The organism is Micromonospora sp. NPDC047730, assembly GCF_043204765.1.
Classification (GTDB): domain Bacteria; phylum Actinomycetota; class Actinomycetes; order Mycobacteriales; family Micromonosporaceae; genus Micromonospora.
Genome location: NZ_JBIDCU010000015.1, coordinates 93,159 through 109,832, shown reverse-complemented (window position 1 = coordinate 109,832; position 16,674 = coordinate 93,159). Strand labels below are relative to the sequence as shown.

At 75.1% G+C, this 16,674-nt stretch carries 12 protein-coding genes and 1 pseudogene; 6 read left to right on the top strand and 7 right to left on the bottom strand.

Features of this window, described 5'->3' with window-relative positions; genetic code table 11:
• Window positions 1-75: 75 nt before the first annotated feature.
• The 6 genes and pseudogenes from ACGF5G_RS27510 to ACGF5G_RS27485 form a co-directional block, all read right to left on the bottom strand.
• Window positions 76-3,195, bottom strand: coding sequence for a thioesterase domain-containing protein (locus tag ACGF5G_RS27510; protein WP_393267882.1), 3,120 nt, complete (start codon window positions 3,193-3,195; stop codon window positions 76-78).
• On the bottom strand, window positions 3,192-6,662 hold the full coding sequence (locus tag ACGF5G_RS27505) for an AMP-binding protein (RefSeq protein ID WP_393267880.1): 3,471 nt from the start codon (window positions 6,660-6,662) through the stop codon (window positions 3,192-3,194). The genes ACGF5G_RS27510 and ACGF5G_RS27505 overlap by 4 nt, the downstream gene beginning before the upstream one ends.
• A 337-nt stretch (window positions 6,663-6,999) precedes the next feature.
• The gene (locus ACGF5G_RS27500) at window positions 7,000-7,377 is read right to left on the bottom strand and encodes a DUF2267 domain-containing protein (protein WP_393268000.1); all 378 of its coding nucleotides are present in this window, start codon (window positions 7,375-7,377) and stop codon (window positions 7,000-7,002) included.
• A gap of 181 nt (window positions 7,378-7,558) precedes the next feature.
• On the bottom strand, window positions 7,559-7,771 hold the full coding sequence (locus tag ACGF5G_RS27495) for a hypothetical protein (RefSeq protein WP_393267998.1): 213 nt from the start codon (window positions 7,769-7,771) through the stop codon (window positions 7,559-7,561).
• A 79-nt stretch (window positions 7,772-7,850) separates the two neighbouring features.
• Window positions 7,851-8,600: pseudogene (locus ACGF5G_RS27490) on the bottom strand (TIM barrel protein); the annotation flags it as partial.
• Entirely contained in the window at window positions 8,597-9,637 is a 1,041-nt protein-coding gene (locus tag ACGF5G_RS27485) for a zinc-binding alcohol dehydrogenase (RefSeq protein WP_357696895.1), read from the bottom strand. The gene ACGF5G_RS27485 and the pseudogene ACGF5G_RS27490, both read right to left, overlap by 4 nt.
• 116 nt (window positions 9,638-9,753) lie before the next feature.
• Here ACGF5G_RS27485 and ACGF5G_RS27480 point away from each other — a divergent pair, with 116 nt between their 5' ends.
• From ACGF5G_RS27480 to ACGF5G_RS27460, 5 genes are all read left to right on the top strand, one after another.
• Window positions 9,754-11,148, top strand: a complete 1,395-nt coding sequence (locus ACGF5G_RS27480; protein WP_393267877.1) for an ABC transporter substrate-binding protein — start codon at window positions 9,754-9,756, stop codon at window positions 11,146-11,148.
• Window positions 11,145-12,107 (top strand): carbohydrate ABC transporter permease, encoded by a 963-nt coding sequence (locus ACGF5G_RS27475; RefSeq protein ID WP_393267875.1) that lies wholly within the window; start codon window positions 11,145-11,147, stop codon window positions 12,105-12,107. Before ACGF5G_RS27480 ends, ACGF5G_RS27475 begins: the two co-directional genes overlap by 4 nt.
• The gene (locus ACGF5G_RS27470; protein WP_357462124.1) at window positions 12,107-12,973 is read left to right on the top strand and encodes a carbohydrate ABC transporter permease; all 867 of its coding nucleotides are present in this window, start codon (window positions 12,107-12,109) and stop codon (window positions 12,971-12,973) included. Before ACGF5G_RS27475 ends, ACGF5G_RS27470 begins: the two co-directional genes overlap by 1 nt.
• A 48-nt stretch (window positions 12,974-13,021) precedes the next feature.
• Complete coding sequence (locus ACGF5G_RS27465; RefSeq protein ID WP_393267872.1) at window positions 13,022-13,774, top strand: phosphoesterase PA-phosphatase; 753 nt, start codon at window positions 13,022-13,024, stop codon at window positions 13,772-13,774.
• Window positions 13,775-13,991: 217 nt separating this feature from the next.
• Complete coding sequence (locus ACGF5G_RS27460) at window positions 13,992-14,597, top strand: class I SAM-dependent methyltransferase (RefSeq protein WP_393267869.1); 606 nt, start codon at window positions 13,992-13,994, stop codon at window positions 14,595-14,597.
• A gap of 90 nt (window positions 14,598-14,687) precedes the next feature.
• Here the strand turns inward: ACGF5G_RS27460 and eccB are convergent, their stop codons facing one another.
• Window positions 14,688-16,079 (bottom strand): type VII secretion protein EccB, encoded by a 1,392-nt coding sequence (eccB, locus tag ACGF5G_RS27455; protein WP_393267867.1) that lies wholly within the window; start codon window positions 16,077-16,079, stop codon window positions 14,688-14,690.
• A gap of 237 nt (window positions 16,080-16,316) precedes the next feature.
• On the opposite strand from eccB, the gene ACGF5G_RS27450 reads away from it, so the two are divergent.
• Complete coding sequence (locus tag ACGF5G_RS27450) at window positions 16,317-16,586, top strand: metal-sensitive transcriptional regulator (RefSeq protein WP_393267865.1); 270 nt, start codon at window positions 16,317-16,319, stop codon at window positions 16,584-16,586.
• Window positions 16,587-16,674: the final 88 nt, after the last annotated feature.

Below are 16,674 nucleotides of genomic sequence, written 5' to 3'. Positions count from 1 at the left end.
ACCGCACTCCGCTTCGCTCCGTGCCGCCATGAGGCACCAACGCGCTGCACCGATGATTCACTCGCTGACGCTCGCTCATCGGGCGTCCTCCCGCTCGTCGGCGTCCACGATGTGCAGCCGCAGCTCGCTGAAGTAGCGCCGGCCGGCCGCGTCGGGCACCCAGGCGTCCCCGACCGTGGGCAGCATCTCGCTGACCATCAGCGAGGCGTCGTCGCCGCCGTCGGTGCGGGCGGCCCGCACCATCGCGCAGAACATGGCGCTGAACGCCGGGCTGCTGAGGTCCACGAAGCAGGGCTTGGTCTCGGTGCCGAGCTTCACGTAGACCTGCTCCGGCAGCCCGAGGCGGCGGCGCCAGTCCCGGACCGCGAGGAACCGTTCCCGTTCGCCGGTGACGGCGGCGAGCCCGCTCGCGCCGACCGTGGTGCGCCAGGTCTGCCGCGCCACCACCAGCTCGCCGACCGTGATCCGGGGCGTGTACGGCGCCGGGCTGACCAGCTTGAACCCGTCGACGGCGTGCGCGCTGAGCAGCGGGGAGAAGATCTCGGGCAGCGTCCAGCGCTGCCCGTCCGGGGCGGTGGCGACCAGCCGGCCGCCCTCCTCGGCGACGGTCAGGTCGACCGTGGGCAGCACCCGGTCGGGGTCGGCGCCGGGCGCGGGCGCGAAGGCCAACTGCCGGTCGGTCGGCCCGGTGAGCGCCTCGGCGACCCGGCTGGTGCGCCGGGGCCAGTCGGTCGGGACGAGCAGCCGGATCCGCCGCTCGCCGAGGTCCTCGGTCAGCGCGTCGCGCAGCCGCTCCACGTCCGGGTGCGACGGCGTGAAGACCTGGCAGTCGAAGGACGCCCAGGCGGCGTGCAGCTCGCCGAGGACCACGGTGTAGTCGCCGCGTGCCAGCGCCTCCGCGTCGGCGGCGCAGATCTGCAGGTCGGGGCTGTGCAGCCGGGCGTTGGGCCAGGCCGGCCGCGCGGCGGGGAAGGCCTCGGCGACCCGGGTGGCCAGGTCGGCCACCGGCAGCCGGACCTCGGTCGTCCCGGGCGGCAGCGCGGCCAGGCCGAACAGTCCGGCCCAGCGGTCGGCGAACTCGGCGGCGACCGCGTCGACCGGCCGGGCGCCGTCGCCCCAGAACAGGCCCTGCGCCAGGAACCACAGGTCGGCCAGGGACACCGGGCCGTCGCCCGCCTCGGCGCGCAGCTCGTCGTACAGCTCGCGGAACGCCGCGTCGTACGCCCGCTCCAGCGCGTCGACCATCCAGCGGGCCGCCTGGAGCAGCACCGCGAGCGGGGCGGCGATCCGGTCGAGCAGCGGCTTGCCGAAGACCACGTCGAGGTCCCGGCTGGTGTCCTCGTAGCAGAGGGTGCGGCCGGCGTACATCTGGCCGGCGCGGCGGCGCGGGGGCTCCCCGGTCAGCTCGGTGAACGTCGCGTCGAGCGCGTCCAGGGCGGTACGCAGCCGCTCCGGGTCGCCGGCCGCGGCGGCCACCGCGTCCCGGGCGCCGCACAGCCGGTCGAAGCCGGCGCGGGCGCCCAGCCGGGCGGGCTCGTCGCCGATCTCCTCGATCCGCCGCCGCAGCACGTCCTCGGCGTCGGGGCTCACCGGCAGCGCCGCGTCCCAGGTGATCAGCTCGCGCTCGACGAGCCGGTCCAGCAGCGCGTAGCCGTCCTCCGGCCGGCGCAACCCGATCGCCGGGTCGGCGACCAGCTCGCGGGCCGGGCGCCGGCCGTCGGCGGCGGCCAGCAGCGCCGCCTCCACCGGCGTGAGCGCCACCGGCGGCCGGCCCGGCCGGCGGACCGTACGGTCGGCGAGGCTGAGCTGCGGGCAGAGCATCGGCGCCCACCAGCTTCGCACCGCCACGTCCCGGCCGATCCGGTCGGCGTACGCGCTGAGCGCCCAGGACTCGAACCACACCCAGCGTCGCCGGGTCAGGCCCGGGCCGGGGCGCACGTCGGCGGTCTCCGGGCGCGCCGGGTCGAGGGTGACCCAGCAGCTCGGGCCGAAGAAGCCGACCGTCTCGTTCTTGCCGCAGTACCGCTGCCAGTACTTCAGCAGGGCGCGCTCCCGGTCCCGCCGCCGCACGTTGCGGGCCGGGTCGGGGCCGCCGCGTGCCAGGCCGTCCAGCGCGACCAGGGCACCACGGTTCTGCCAGCCGACCGCCTCGCGCAGCAGCGGATCGGCGGCCAGCGCGGTGAGCCGGCGCCCGGTCGCCGCCAGCGCCTCGGCGAACTCCTTGTCGAACCGCTCCGCGCCGTCGCCGGTGGCCAGCAGCTCGTCGGCGGTCGCCGCGGCCTGCGGAGCGGACAGCATGGTCAGGCCGTCGGCGGGGAAGCCGGTGGTACGCAGGATGGCGTCCCGCCACACCGACCACCCGGTGTCGCCGAGCGGCACCCGGTGCCCGCCCGCCCTGGCGGCCGGGGCCGCACCGGCGCCCCGGGCAGCACGATCGTCGACGGGGACCCGCTCCGTCGCCGCCGCCAGGACGCCGTCGAGGTCGGCGCGGATCGCGGCGAGCAGGTCGGGGAGCCGGTCGTTGAGGAAGAAGTGCCCACCCTCGATCTCGTGCAGGGTGAAGCCGGCGGCGGTGTGCTCCCGCCACGCGTCGCTGTGCTCCCGGCGGACGGCGCGGTCGTCCCGGCCGCTGAACGCCACGATCGGCACCGGCAGCGGCTCGCCCGGGGTGTAGCGGTAGCTGTCGACCCGGCCGAAGTCGGCGCGCAGCAGCGGCAGCAGCAACTCGACCAGCTCGGGGTGCGCCAGCAGCTCGGCCGGCAGGCCGCCGCCGGCGCCGAGGCGGCGCAGCAGCTCGTCGTCGTCCACGTCGGACAGCCCGTCGAAGAGACTGGCCGCGGTCACGTGCGGGGCGCGGGCACCGCCGACGTAGAGCCGCAGCGGCAGCGGACGACCGGCGCGGCGCAGCTCGCGGACCACCTCGAAGCCGACCCGGCCGCCCATGGAGTGGCCGTAGATCGCGTACGGGCCGCGGACCCGGTCGGCGATGGCGGACGCGACGTCGGCCACCCGGAACTCCGGGTCCTCGCTGATCCGGTTCTCCCGGCCCGGCAGCTGCACCGGCAGCACCTCGACGTCCGGGCCGAGCCCGTCCTGCCAGCGCCGGAAGACGCTCGCGCCGCCGCCGGCGTAGGGCAGGCAGAACAGTTGCACCGGTGCCGGGTCACGGCGGCCGGCGGAGACGAACCAGTTCACCGCGCACCTTTCTGAGGGGGGTCGATCCAGTACCGCTGGCGTTGGAACGGATAGGTGGGCAGCCCGGTCCGCCGGACCGAGCCCTCGGGGTGCAGCGCCGCCCAGTCCACGTCCCGCCCGGCGACCCAGGCCGCCGCCAGCTCGCGCAGCTCGCCGGGCTCGCCGGCCAGCCGGGCGTCGGTGGCGAGCAGTTCGTCCAGCGCGGCGACGGCGCCGGCGGGGTCGGCCGCCACCACGGCCGCCCGGCAACCGAAGGCGCGCCGACCCAGGGCGAGGGTGGCGGCCACGTCGGCGAGCGCCGGGGCGGCCCCGGCGAGGTGCTGCCGCAGCCGGGTCAGCGCCGCCCGCAGCGCCGCCGGGGTCCGCGCCGACACCGGCAGCAGGTACGCGGGCGCGTCCGCGCCGTCGACCGGCTCGGCCGGGGGCGGCTGCTCGACCACCACGTGCGCGTTCGTGCCGCCCAGCCCGAACGAGCTGACCCCGGCGACGCGACGGGTCGCCTCGGGCCAGTCCCGCGCCTTGGTCGGCACGTAGAACGGACCGCCGGCCAGGTCGATCTCCGGGTGTGGACGGGTGAAGTGCAGGTTCGGCGGGATGACGCCGTGCTGCACGGCGAGCACGGCCTTGATCAGCCCGGCGATGCCGGCGCCCGCGTCGAGGTGGCCGATGTTGGTCTTCACCGAGCCGAGCGCGCACGTCTCGGCGGGCCCGGCGCCGGCGTACACCTCGTGCAGCGCGGCGACCTCGATGGCGTCGCCGAGCGGCGTGCCGCTGCCGTGGGCCTCGACGAAGCGGACCTCACCGGGGGCGACCTCCGCCGCGGCGAGCGCGCCGGCGACGGCGGCGGCCTGCCCGGCGGGCCCGGGGACGGCGAACCCGGCGCGGTCGGCGCCGTCGTTGGTGACGGCCCAGCCGGGCAGGATCGCGTAGATCCGGTCGCCGTCGGCCTGGGCGTCGGCGAGCCGGCGCAGCGCGACCACACCGGCGCCGGAGCCGAAGCCGGCGCCGGCGGCGGCCTCGTCGAAGGCGCGGCAGCGGCCGTCCGGGGAGGCCAGACCGCCGGGGGTGTGCCGGTAGCGGGGCCAGGTGACGTTCACCCCGCCGGCCAGGGCGATGTCGCACTGGTAGTCGGCGAGGCTCTGCGCGGCGAGGCAGACCGCGACCAGCGAGCTGGAGCAGGCGCTCTGCACGGCGACCGCCGGCCCGGTCAGGCCCAGCCGGTAGGCCACCTGCCCGGGCAGGTGGTCGGTGAACTGCCGGCCGACGAGCCGGGCCTCCCAGTCGTCGGGGTCGACGTCGCCGATCACGGCCGGGTTGTCCATGAGGTGGAACAGGAAGTACCGGTTGGCGGAGGTGGCGGCGTAGACGCCGACCAGCCCGGGGAACCGGGCCGGGTCGTGCCCGGCGTCCTCCAGGGCCTCCCAGGCCGTCTCGAGGAAGAGCCGGTGCTGCGGGTCGGTGCGGGCCGCCTCGTCGGCGCCGAAGGAGAAGAACTCGGCGTCGAAGTCGGCCACCCCGTCCAGCCGACCGGCCGCCTTGACGTGCCGGGGGTCGGCGCGCAGGCCGGGGCCGATGCCGAGGGCGGCCAGTTCCTCGTCGCTGTGGTCGTGGATGGAGTCCACGCCGGCGCAGAGGTTCCACCAGAAGGTGCCGACGTCGGGCGCGCCCGGGAACCGGCCGGCGAGGCCGACCACGGCGATCTCGTCGCCCGTGTACTCCCGGGCGGCGGTCGCCGGGGCGACCGGGGCGGGCACGGCCGGCGCGCGGACCGGCTCCGGCGGGGTGTCGACCAGCCGGGCCTGGGCGGCCACGGTCGGGTGCTCGAAGAGCCGCAGCATCGGCAGTCGCACCCCGAACCGCTCGGCGAGCCGCTGCTGCACCCGACCGAGCAGCAGCGACTGGCCGCCGACGTCGAAGAAGCTGTCGGAGCGGCCGACGGCCGGGCGACCGAGCACCTCGCACCAGATGTCGTGCACGATCCGCTCGGTGGGGGTGGCCGGCGCCTCCCCGGCGGGCACCTCCCGCGCCGGGTCGGGCAGCGCCCGCTCGTCGATCTTGCCGGTGACGGTGAGCGGGAACTCGTCGACCACCACCACCGCGCGCGGCAGCGCGTACTCCGGCAGCCGTCGGGCGAGGGCGTCGCGCAGGGCCACCGGGTCCAGCCCGGCACCGCCCGGCCGGGCGTACGCGAGCAGCTCGCCGTCGCGCGCGATGGCGCGGACCGCGGCGACGCCCGGCTGGTCGGCGAGCACGGCCTCGATCTCGGTCAGCTCGACGCGGAACCCGCGCACCTTCACCTGCCGGTCGAGCCGGCCGAGGCAGACGAGGTCGCCGCCGGACAGCCGCGCGCCGAGGTCCCCCGTCCGGTACGTCGGCACGCCGTCGGGGTCGACGGCGAACCGGTCGCTGTCCTGGCCGAGGTAGCCGGGGGCGAGGTGCCGGCTACGCACCACGATCTCGTCGCCCTCGCCGAAGCGCAGCTCGTACCCGGGCAGCGCCGTGCCGATCGGCAGCGGCCCGGTGGCGGCGGGGTCGGCGTCGGCGAGCGGCAGCGCGTACCGGGCGGCAAAGGTCATCTCCGTGGCGCCGTAGCCGTTGACCAGCACGCAGTCGGGGCCGAAGCGGTCCCGCCCGCGGGCCGCGTCGGCGTGGGTGGCCTGCTCGCCGCCGAGCAGCACGACCCGTACCCGGTCGAGGCGGGGGCCGGGGGTGTCGAGCAGGAAGCGGTAGACGGTAGGGGTGGAGTGGTAGACGGTGACTCCGTGCCGGGCAAGCTGCTCGACGGCGTGGGCGAGGCCGTGCCGGCGCAGCTCCACCGGGACGACGGCGGCCCCGGCGAGCAGCGCCGGGTAGAGGTCGGGGATCGCCGCGTCGAAGCTGAACGAGGCGAGCAGGCTGAGCCGGTCCTCCGGGCCGATGTGGAGGGCCGCGATCTGGTTGTCCACCACGTGCAGCAGGTTGCGGTGGGTCTGGCCGACCGCCTTCGGCACGCCGGTGGATCCGGAGGTGAACAGCACGTACGCCAGCACGTCCGGGTCGACGGGCACGGGCCGCAGCGGCGCGGCCGGGAGGTCGTCGACCGTCAGCACCCGGACGGCCGGCCGGTCGGCGGTGAGCCGGCGGGCCAGCCCGGCGTGCTCGACTCCACACAGGACGGTGCCGACCTCCGCGGCGGCGAGCATGTACCGCAGCCGCTGCTCCGGAAAGCCCGGATCCAGCGGCACGTACGCGCACCCGGCGGCGAGCGTGCCGAGGATGGCGGCGATGGTCGCGGGCCCGTGCCCGGTGAGCAGGGCCACCCGGTCGCCCGGTCGGCACCCGGCTCCGGCGAGGGCGGCGGCGTGCCCGCCGGCGGCGCCGGCGAGCGCGGCATAGCTGAGCGGGGCGGCCTCGCCGAGGACGGCCGGCTGATCGGGCTGGCGGGCGGCGACAGCACCGAAACGATTGACTACGGTCGGTTCTGCCATGTCAGCGCGCGGTGGCGGACCCGCTCATGGACAGCGCGCAGCGTTCGACAAACGCAACCATCGATCCCCCCCAGGACTTCACAATGGAAGCAGCATAAGGCTCGATGCATGGCGGGAAAGATCATCGTTTAGAGTCCATCCGAACAGTCGACGGACCCCTCACGCAACGGATGGGTAAAACCGTCCGATCATCCCTCTAGCGCATAGAGGAGCTTCCGTCTACTTGCGAGCCGGCCGACGATTCTCCGGCCAAACGGCTCGTGGACCTTCAGTCTTCCTGCGACCGGGGTCGATGTCCACAGACGACTTTGTGAACGACGGATGACCGGCTGGGTCGTCAGCTGTCATATGGCGGGCGGGGGATCGGCTGGCTCGTGCCGTCGAAGTCCCCGGGCAGCCGGGCGACCATGTCGCGGAACTCGTCGACGGTGACCGCCTCCCGCAGGGTGGCGAAGACGGCGCCGGTGCCGACGCGGGCGGTGGCCTCGTCCACTCCGGCCCGCTCCCCCACGCGGCGCAGGAACTCCGCCGGCCCGAGGGGGGCCGGCCGGCCGTCGGCGGGGTCGGGCCCGGTCAGGTAGCCGTCCAGCTCGTCGGGGAGGTGCCCGGCCAGGTCGCCCGACCGGTCGCCGGTCATCCGCTCCACCATCGTCTGCAGCACGGCGCGGGCGATCGTGGCAGACTGCGCGGTCGACAGCCCCGCCCGGCGGGACACCGCGTCGACGAATAGGGGAAACCGCACGGCGCCCTCCTGTCGTCACCGGCCCCGCGCATACCCGCGCCCGCCGCCGGCAAACGACGCAACCGGGCCGCGTACGCGCCCGGCGGCGACGAGCGGGACGAGTTCACCCCGACCAGGTCGAGCGGGTCATACTGGCGGGCGCCGAGCGGCAGGCTCAGCCGGTCCGGTCGTCGGCGAGGACGTCGAGCAGCAGCGCGGCGGTCCAGCCGAAGGCGGGTGAGCCGAGCCCGGCGCCGGTGTCCGGGTGGAAGTACTCGTGGCAGCCGGAGCGGGCCACCAGCTCGATCATCGAGTCGCGCAGGCCGGCCGCCAGGTCGGGGCGGCCGTGGGTGAGCAGCCCCCGGCGCACCAGCCAGTTGATGTTCATCCAGCTCGGCCCGCGCCAGTAGCGCAGCGGCTCGAAGTCCGGCGCCGTGCGCGGCGGCCTGGTGCAGGGCGCGGACCGGGTCGCCCCGCAGCCGGCACTCCAGCGCCAGCCAGCCCCGGTAGTCGATCTCCAGCAGGGTGCGCACCAGGGCCGGCCAGTCGAGGTGGCCGGCGCCCGGCTGGTAGCGGTTGGAGTCGCTGACCTGCACGTGCCCGAGATAGGGCGCGGCGGCGCGCAGCGCCCGGTGCACGTCGTCCTCCTCGATGTTCATGTGGAAGGTGTCCGCCGCCACCCGCACCGAGGGCAGCCCGACGGCCGCGCAGAGGGCCACCGCGTCGTCGAGCCGGTTGACCATGTGGTCCTCGTACCGGTTCAGCGGTTCCAGGAAGAGGGTGACCCCCTCGGCGCGGGCGTGCTCGCCCAGCTCGCCGAGGGCGTCGAGGAGCACCTGCCGGTCGCCGGCGGGCGAACGGGGCGGCTCGAACGGCGGCAGCCGCCGGGAGAACATCCCCCACGCCGCCGGGGTCATCGCGCCGACGCCGCCGAGCTCGGCGATCACCGAGAGCTGCGAGCGCAGGTTGCGCACCGCGTCGCGGGACCGCCCGGGGTCGAAGTCGCCGATGAAGTGGTCCATCTCGACACAGACGGTGGGCATGACCACCCCGGCCGCCCGGGCGCGGCGCAGCTCGGGCAGCCGGCGGGCGAGGCCGAGGTCGCCCCGGCCGCGCAGCTCGATCGCGTCGTAGCCGAGCGCGGTGGCGAGCGCGTACTTCTGGATCAGGTCGGTGCCCGGCAGGAGCTGCTCCTGACAGGCCAGGGGAATCGTCATCGGAACCTCAGCACCACTTGGAGGGCGTCACCGTCACCGCGGTCGAGCAGCGCCAGCGCGTCGGCCACCGCGCTGGCGTCCACGACGTGGCTCACCAGCGGCAGCGGGTCGACGCTGCCCTCGGCCACCAGGTCCATGAAGGTGTGTGCGACGCGGGCTCCGGTCCACCGGCCGGCCATGCCGGGAGCCGGGGTCGGCCCGGAGACCTGGGCCGCCACCAGCTGGATCCGGTTGTGGTGGAACTCCTCACCCAGGCCGAGCCCGTCGGCCTGCCCCTGGTAGAAGCCGGCGGCCACGACGCGGCCGGCGTGGGTGGTGGAGCGGATCGCCTCGTGCAGCGCCGGGTAGGCCCCGGACAGCTCCAGGCAGACGTCCGCACCCCGGCCGCCGGTGGCCCGGCGCAGCACGGCCGCGGCCGACTCGGCGCCCGCGTCGACCGCGATGCGCGCGCCGAGGCGGGTGGCGTGCGCCAGCCGGGCGGGCACCCGGTCGACGGCGACCACCCGGGCGCCGGAGAGGGCGGCGAGGCGGGTGGCGAGCAGCCCGATGACGCCCTGCCCGAAGATGCCGACCCAGTCACCGAGGTGCAGGTCGCCGGCGAGCACGGCGGTGAGGGCGATCGCCCCGGGGCGGGCGAAGACGGCCGCGAGCGGATCCAGCCCGGCGGGCAGCGGGTGCACCGCCTCGGCTGCCACGACCGCCTCGGCGCGATGCCCCCAGATGCCCCAGACCGCCTCCCCCGCCCGCCGGTCGGCCACGTCGGGCGCGACCTCGACGACCTCGCCGACCTCCTCGTAGCCGAAGCCCACCAGCGGGTACGGCACGGAGGTCTGCCGGGGCACGAACATCCGGCTGACGTCGTCCCAGTCCTTGCTCAGCCGGGGGTTGCTGCCCCGGTAGAGGGTGAGCTCGGTGCCGGCCGAGATGCCGGAGTAGCAGGTGCGGACGCGGACCTGACCGGGCCCGAGCGGATCCGGGGGGCAGGGCTCGAGGCTGATCCGTCGGGGCCCGGCCAGAGAGACAACCCAGTTGACCATGAGTCACATCCCGGTAGCACTGGGTTCCATCGTAGGCAGAAAATCGGTATATGTCTTGTAATTGATCAATCGAAGGCGTTGAATCCCTTGTATACCCTTCGAGAGGAGTGCCACCGATGTCAGCACCTCCGATGCGGATACTCGCCGCCACCCTGATCATGGCAGTCACCGGGGCCAGCCTGCTCGCCTGCGGCGACGAGGAAACCGACAGCGACAGCAAGAAGATCACCGTGTGGAGCCTGGAGGACGTGGCCGACCGGGTCACCGCCACCAAGGCGATCATCGCGGACTTCACCGCCCGGACCGGGATCACGGTCGACCTGGTCACCGTGAACGAGGACCAGTTCCCCTCGCTGATCGCCTCCAGCGCCGCCGCCGGCGAGTTGCCCGACGTGGTCGGCTCGGTGTCGCTGGCCGGGGTACGCACCCTCGCCGGCAACGAACTGCTGCACCCCTCGGCGAACGCGGAGGTCGTCGAGGCGCTCGGCCGGCAGACGTTCTCGCCGCGCGCGCTCGAGCTGACCGCCGACGACGGCAGACAGCTCTCCGTGCCCAGCGACGGCTGGGGGCAGCTGCTCGTCTACCGCAAGGACCTGTTCGACGCCGCCGGGCTGCCCGCCCCCGACACGTACGAGAAGATCGCCGCCGCCGCCACGAAGCTGAACACCGGCGGCGTCGCCGGCATCACCGCCGCCACCGCCCCCGGCGACGTGTTCACCCAGCAGACCTTCGAGCACCTGGCGCTGGCCAACAACTGCCAGCTCACCGACGACGCCGGGGCCGTGAAACTGGACTCCCCCGAGTGCGTCGAGGCGTTCCGGTTCTACGGCGACCTGATGCGCACCAGCTCCGTGAAGGGCGCGCAGGACGTGGACACCACGCGGGCCACCTACTTCGCCGGCAAGGCAGCCATGCTGATCTGGTCGCCGTTCATCCTCGACGAGCTGGCCGGGCTGCGCAACGACGCCAGGCCGACCTGCCCACAGTGCCAGGCCGACCCGACGTACCTGGCGAAGAACAGCGGCTTCGTCACCGCGATCAAGGGCCCGAACGGCGCCGCGCCGGCCCAGTACGGCGAGATCAGCTCGTGGGCCGTGCTCGACGGCGCCGCCGCCGACTCGGCGAAGTCCTTCGTGGAGCACATGCTCGGCGACGCCTACCCGCGCTGGTTCGGCATGTCGCCCGAGGGACGCTTCCCCGTCCGCAAGGGCACCGCGGCCGAGCCGGAGAAGTTCCTCACCGCCTGGAACGCCAGCCAGGCCGGGGTGGATGCCAAGAAGCCGCTCGCCGACGTGTACGGCGAGGAGGTGCTCGCCGGCCTGCGGCGCAGCCCGGACACCTTCCAGCGCTGGGGCCTCACCCAGGGCCAGGGCAAGCTGGTCGGCGCGATCCTCGGCGAGCTGCCCGTGCCCAAGGCGCTGAACGACGTGGTCGCCGGCAAGACCGACGCCGCCGCAGCCGCAGGCCGGGCGAAGAAGGACGTGGAGGCGATCAAGGCGGGCGTCAATTGACCACCGCCGCGCCGGGCACCGGCCGCTCCCCCACCCGGGAGCGGCCGGCCCCGGCCCCCCGTCGCCGGCCGCTGACCCTGCGCCGCCGCGAGGCCCGCGCCGGGCTCGCACTGGTCGCCCCGACCCTGCTCGTCGTGGTCGCGGTCATCGGCATCCCCATCGTCTGGACCGTCGTGCTGGCCTTCCAGCGGGTACGCCTCGCCACGCTGCGCCGCACCGGGCTCTTCGGCGAGTTCACGATGGACAACGTCGAGCGGGTCCTGAACACCCCGGGCTTCGCCGACACCCTCTGGACCACGCTGGTCTACAGCGTGGCCAGCACCGCCGGCTCGATCGTGCTCGGCCTGGTGGCGGCGCTCGTCGTACGCCGGCCGTTCCGGGGCCGCACCCTCGTGCGCGCGTCGATGCTGCTGCCGTACGTGGCGCCGGTGGTCGCGGTCACCTTCGTCTGGCAGGTGATGCTCGACCCCCAGCTCGGCGTCGTCAACGACTGGGGCCGGCGGTTCCTCGGCTGGGACACCCCGGTGCCGTTCCTGTCCCAGGAGTCGACGGCCCTGGCCACGGTCATCGCGTTCGAGGCGTGGCGCTACTTCCCGTTCGCGTTCCTGTTCCTGCTCGCCCGGCTCCAGGCCGTGCCCGGCGAGCTGGAGGAGGCCGCCCGGGTGGACGGGGCCACCCCCACCCAGCGGTTCCGGCACATCCTGCTGCCGCAACTGCTGCCGGTGATCGGCCTGCTGGGCGTGCTGCGGTTCATCATGACGTTCAACAAGTTCGACGACGTCTACCTGCTCACCGGCGGGGCGGCCGGCACCGAGGTGGTCAGCGTCCGGGTCTACGAGTTCCTGACCGCGCGGACGGACATCGGCGCGGCGGCGGCGCAGGCGGTCGTGCTCGCGGTGGTGCTGATCGTGTTCGTGCTGGTGTACCTGCGCTTCTTCGGTGGACGGAGGGTCGACTGATGGACCGGGACCGGATCGAGACGGTGGGCCTGCGCTGGCTGCGCCGGCTGGTGATCGCCACGTTCCTGCTGGTCACCGTCTTCCCCTTCTACTACATGCTGGTGCTCTCGGTGCGCCCCATCGAGCGGCTGCTGCTCGACCCCGGCTCGCTGGTGGTGGGCCTCGGCGAGCTGACCTTCGACACGTACGCCGAGGTGGTCAGGGCCGCCGACGACGGCGGCCAGGGCTTCCTCACCTTCATGCGCAACAGCGGCCTGGTCGCCGTCGCGGCGACCCTGCTGACGCTGGCCGTGGCGATCCCCGGCGCGTACGCCGTCGCCCGGCTGCGGTTCTTCGGCCGGCGGCAGGTCGACTTCCTCTTCCTGGCGGTCTACCTCTTCCCGTCGATCGTCATCGCGATCCCGCTCTTCGTGGTCTTCACCCGGGCCGGGCTGCGCGGCTCGCTGCTGGGCCTGGTGCTGGTCTACATCTCGCAGACCCTGCCGGTCTCGGTCTACATGCTGCGCAACTACTTCGAGACCATCCCCGTCAGCCTGGAGGAGTCCGCGGCCATCGACGGCGCGGGGCGGCTCGGCATCATCCGTCGGGTCAGCCTCCCCCTGGCGGCGCCGTCCATCATGGCGGTCGCCCTGTACGACTTCATGATCGCCTGGAACGAGTTCCTCTTCGCCCTGCTCTTCCTGGTCGACAAGCCGAACCGGTGGACGGTGTCGCTGGGGCTGGCACAGCTGGCGGACGGGGTCGAGGTGCCGAAGACGGTGCTGATGGCCGGTTCGGTGATCCTCACCCTGCCCATCGTGATCCTCTTCTTCGCCAGCGAGCGGCTGCTCACGGAGGGGCTCACCAGCGGCGCCGAGAAGGGCTGAGGCGGGACGGGGTTGCCGCGCGGCGACCGCCGGCCAAGGATGTCCCGGGTGGAAGCCTCACCCGACACCGACACCGACACCGGCACCGGCACCGGCACCAGCACCAAGGCCGGCGTCCCGCCCGCGGCGGCCCCGCCCGGCGCCGGCCTGACCGGCGCAGAGCCGCCCGCCGCGGAGCCGGTCGACGCGGCACCGGTCGGCGTCGACCCGGTTGACCGGAGCCCCGGCCGCCGGGCGGCCCGGCTGGTCACGGAGGTCCTCGCGCCCAGCGTGCTGGTCACCGTCATGCCGCTGGTGGTGGCGGCCCGCGCCACCGGCAGCCTCGGCGGCGTGCTGCGCTGGGGCGGCGCCGCCCTGGTCTTCTGCGCGGTGATCCCGGTCGGCATGGTGCTGTACGGCGTACGCCGGGGCTGGCTGACCGACCGGCACATCGGCGACCACACGCAGCGGCTGCGCCCCCTGGCCCTCGGACTGGCCTCCGTCGCGGTCGGCATCGCGCTGCTGGCCGCCCTCGACGCGCCCCGGCTGCTGGTCGCGCTGATGGTCGCCACCCTCGTCAACGGGGCGGTCGTCACGGCGGTCAACCACTGGTGGAAGCTCAGCGTGCACGCCGCCACCGCCGCCGGTTCGGTGGCCGTCCTCGTCCTGCTCCTCGGTCCCGCGCTGCACGCGCTCTGGTCGCTGGTCGTCGCGGTGGCCTGGTCACGGGTGCGCCTGCGCGACCACACGGTGGCCCAGGTGGTCGCCGGGGCGGTCGCCGGCGCCCCGCTCACCGCCGCGACGTTCCTCGCGCTGACCTGACCCGCGCCGACCGGTGCCACGGGCCGGGCGTGGCGGCGCGCCGTGGAGCGTCGCCCGGCCGTCCGCTCGGCGGGGTGCTGGACCCGCCGGCCCCGGACGCCCGCGCGGTGCACCCGCCGCGCGGTGGGCCCGCCCTTCGGCACCCGTGGGCGTGATCCCCGTCGGCGCAGGTGTGCCCGCCGCCGGAGGGCCGGCCGGATCCGGCTACCGTGGCGGCATGGGAAAGCCGACCCGTTGGGTGACCGAGACCGGTCCGGAGCACTCGCAGTGGTACATCGACCGGTTCCGCCGGCTGGCCGCCGAGGGGGCGGACCTGGCCGGCGAGGCCCGGCTGGTGGACGCCCTGGTCGCGCCGGGATCCCGGATCCTCGACGCCGGCTCCGGCACCGGCCGGGTGGGCGCGGCGCTGGCCGCCCGGGGGCACGCGGTCGTCGGCGTGGACGCCGACCCGGCGCTGGTGGAGGCCGCCAGCGCCGACCACCTGGGCCCGCGCTGGCTGGTGGCCGACCTGGCCGAGCTGGACCTGGCGGCGGCCGGGGAGCCGGAGCCGTTCGACGCGGTGGTCGTCGCCGGCAACGTGCTGGCCTTCGTGGCCCCCGGCACCGAGCGGGACGTGCTCCGCCGGATCGCCGCCCACCTGCGACCCGACGGCGTGGTGGCGGTGGGCTTCGGCACCGACCGGGGCTATCCGCTCACCGACTTCGACGCCGACGCCGTCGCCGCCGGGCTGCGGCTGGAGCACCGCTTCGCCACCTGGGACCTGCGCCCCTGGCGCGACGACGCCGACTTCGCCGTCACCGTGCTGCGTCGCCCCGCCGCCTGAGCCCGCCCCACCGCCTGGGCCGCGGCGTTGCATGAGCCGCGACGTCGCATGAGCCGGGGCTTCGCATGAGCCGGGGCTTCGCCGGCCGGGTCAGGCGGGGGTGGCGACGACCCGCGCGGCGGCGGGGTCGAGCGTGGCGCCGGCGGGCACCAGGCTGACCAGGCCCGCCGGCAGCCGCAGCGGCCGGATGTCGCGGTAGCCGAGCATCCCGCGCACCTCGCCGCCGGCGAGTACGTACCGCCGTCCCAGGTCGGTCACCACGGAGACCGCGCCGCCTGGCGCGCCCGGCGCCGCGACCGATTCGACCACCGCGCCCCGGCCCGGCTCCACCACGACGTGGTCCGCGTGCACCCCGCCGCCGGACGCCGGAGGCGGGGTGCGCGGCGCGGCGGCGAGGTCGGGCAGCCCCACGCCGAGCCTGACCTCGGTCGCGCCCCCGTCGTCACCGACCCGGACGCAGAGCGCGGACCCGTCGGGCGCGGCCAGGCGGGGCGGCGCGGTCGGCGGGGCGGTCGGGCCGGTCGGCGCGAGGTCGGGCAGCTTCGGCAGTGCGGCGAAGCGCCCGAGGGTGATCGGCTCCGGTTCGCCCTGCCCGGTGCGGGCGAGCAGCAGGCCGGCCTGCAACTCGGTGATGCCCGCCAGGCCGTCCCGCAAGGCGACGGCGTACTGCCGGCCCCCACCGGAGTTGCGTACCAGGTAGACGTCGCCGATCCGCGCCCCGGACACCCGCGCCGAGCGTTCCCCCTCGGCGGGCAGGGCCAGCGGGGCCAGGTCGGCGCCCGCCGGCAGGCTGTTGAGCAGCGCCGGCGCCGCCGGGACCGCCCGGGCCCGGGTGGCCGCCAGGGCGGCCAACACCCGGTTGGGGTCGCGCAGCAGGTAGCGACGCTGGTGCCAGACCAGGTGCAGCGCGCCGTCGGGGTGGCGCAGCAGCAGCGCGTCCTCGCCGAGCGCCCGGCCGCCGTCGCCGGCCACGCCGATCAGCAGCGCCGACCGTGGCGTCGACCGGTTGTCCTCGGGGGCCGCCACGGAGCAGACCGTCCACGGCGCGGTCGACAATCGTCCGGGCGCGGGCAGCGAGTCGGGGGCGTCGGCGATACCCAGCGGCAACCCGCGCGGCACCCCGTCGATGGCGCGGCGGGAGACGAGCACGGTCTTCGGCCGGTCCGCGCCGATGATCAGCAGGGCCGACGCGTAGTTGAGCACCGGGTGCAGCTTCTGCTCCCGATAGACGAAGCGGGCCCCGGACTCCTTCTCGACGATCACCGCGCCCGGGTCGCGCCACGTCTTGCCACCACCGGCGAAGAGGCCGTAGAGAGCGAAACCGCCCAGGCCGATGGCCGCGACCAGGACGCTGGCCAGGGCCGCGCCGGCCAGCCGCCGGAACGGCGACTGCGCCGGGTCGGTCTCCCGCATCACCAGGGCGGCGACCGCCCGCTGGACGGTGAACTGGTACGAGTGCAGCTGGTCCTGCCGCGACGGCATGGGATCCCTTCCGGTGGTGCGGTCGGGGCACAGGATAAGCGTTCCGTCGATGTCCCGAGGACCCTGCGTCGCGGCGGCACGGCCCCCGCCTTCGCCGGCGTCACCCCGGGGTAGGCGCTCGGGCTGATCAGGCCAGCCAGGGAGCACCCCGGGGCCTGGCACCTGTCGTACCCCCCGGGGACAGCATGGTGTCGTCGGGTACCCCCGGGGGTATAGTGGGTGACGAGGAGGTGCGGGGTGAAGCTTCGACCCGAGATGACGAGCGACGCGCTGACGCGCCTGAAGCGGGCCCGGGGGCAGCTCAACGCGGTCATCGAGATGATGGAGAGCGGCCAGGACTGCCGCGACGTGCTGACCCAGCTCGCCGCGGTGTCGAAGGCGATCGACCGGGCCGGTTTCAAGATCATTGCGTCCGGCATGCGGCACTGCAACGCCGCCCGCGAGCGCGGCGAGGCGCCGGAGATGACCGAGGAGGAGCTGGAGAAGCTCTTCCTCTCGCTGGCCTGAGCACACCGGCACGGAGCACGGCCACCCACGTCGCGTGACAGCGACGTGGGTGGGTAAGCAGTGCGCACACGTCGACAACCGCGGACGT

What these genes read in the sequence shown, in the direction of transcription:
- ACGF5G_RS27505 (WP_393267880.1), bottom strand. Translation starts at nt 6,662, where the DNA reads ATGGCAGAACCGACCGTAGTCAATCGTTTCGGTGCTGTCGCCGCCCGC.
- ACGF5G_RS27495 (WP_393267998.1), bottom strand. Translation starts at nt 7,771, where the DNA reads ATGAACATCAACTGGCTGGTGCGCCGGGGGCTGCTCACCCACGGCCGC.
- ACGF5G_RS27485 (WP_357696895.1), bottom strand. Translation starts at nt 9,637, where the DNA reads ATGGTCAACTGGGTTGTCTCTCTGGCCGGGCCCCGACGGATCAGCCTC.
- ACGF5G_RS27480 (WP_393267877.1), top strand. Translation starts at nt 9,754, where the DNA reads ATGTCAGCACCTCCGATGCGGATACTCGCCGCCACCCTGATCATGGCA.
- ACGF5G_RS27470 (WP_357462124.1), top strand. Translation starts at nt 12,107, where the DNA reads ATGGACCGGGACCGGATCGAGACGGTGGGCCTGCGCTGGCTGCGCCGG.
- ACGF5G_RS27460 (WP_393267869.1), top strand. Translation starts at nt 13,992, where the DNA reads ATGGGAAAGCCGACCCGTTGGGTGACCGAGACCGGTCCGGAGCACTCG.
- eccB (WP_393267867.1), bottom strand. Translation starts at nt 16,079, where the DNA reads ATGCCGTCGCGGCAGGACCAGCTGCACTCGTACCAGTTCACCGTCCAG.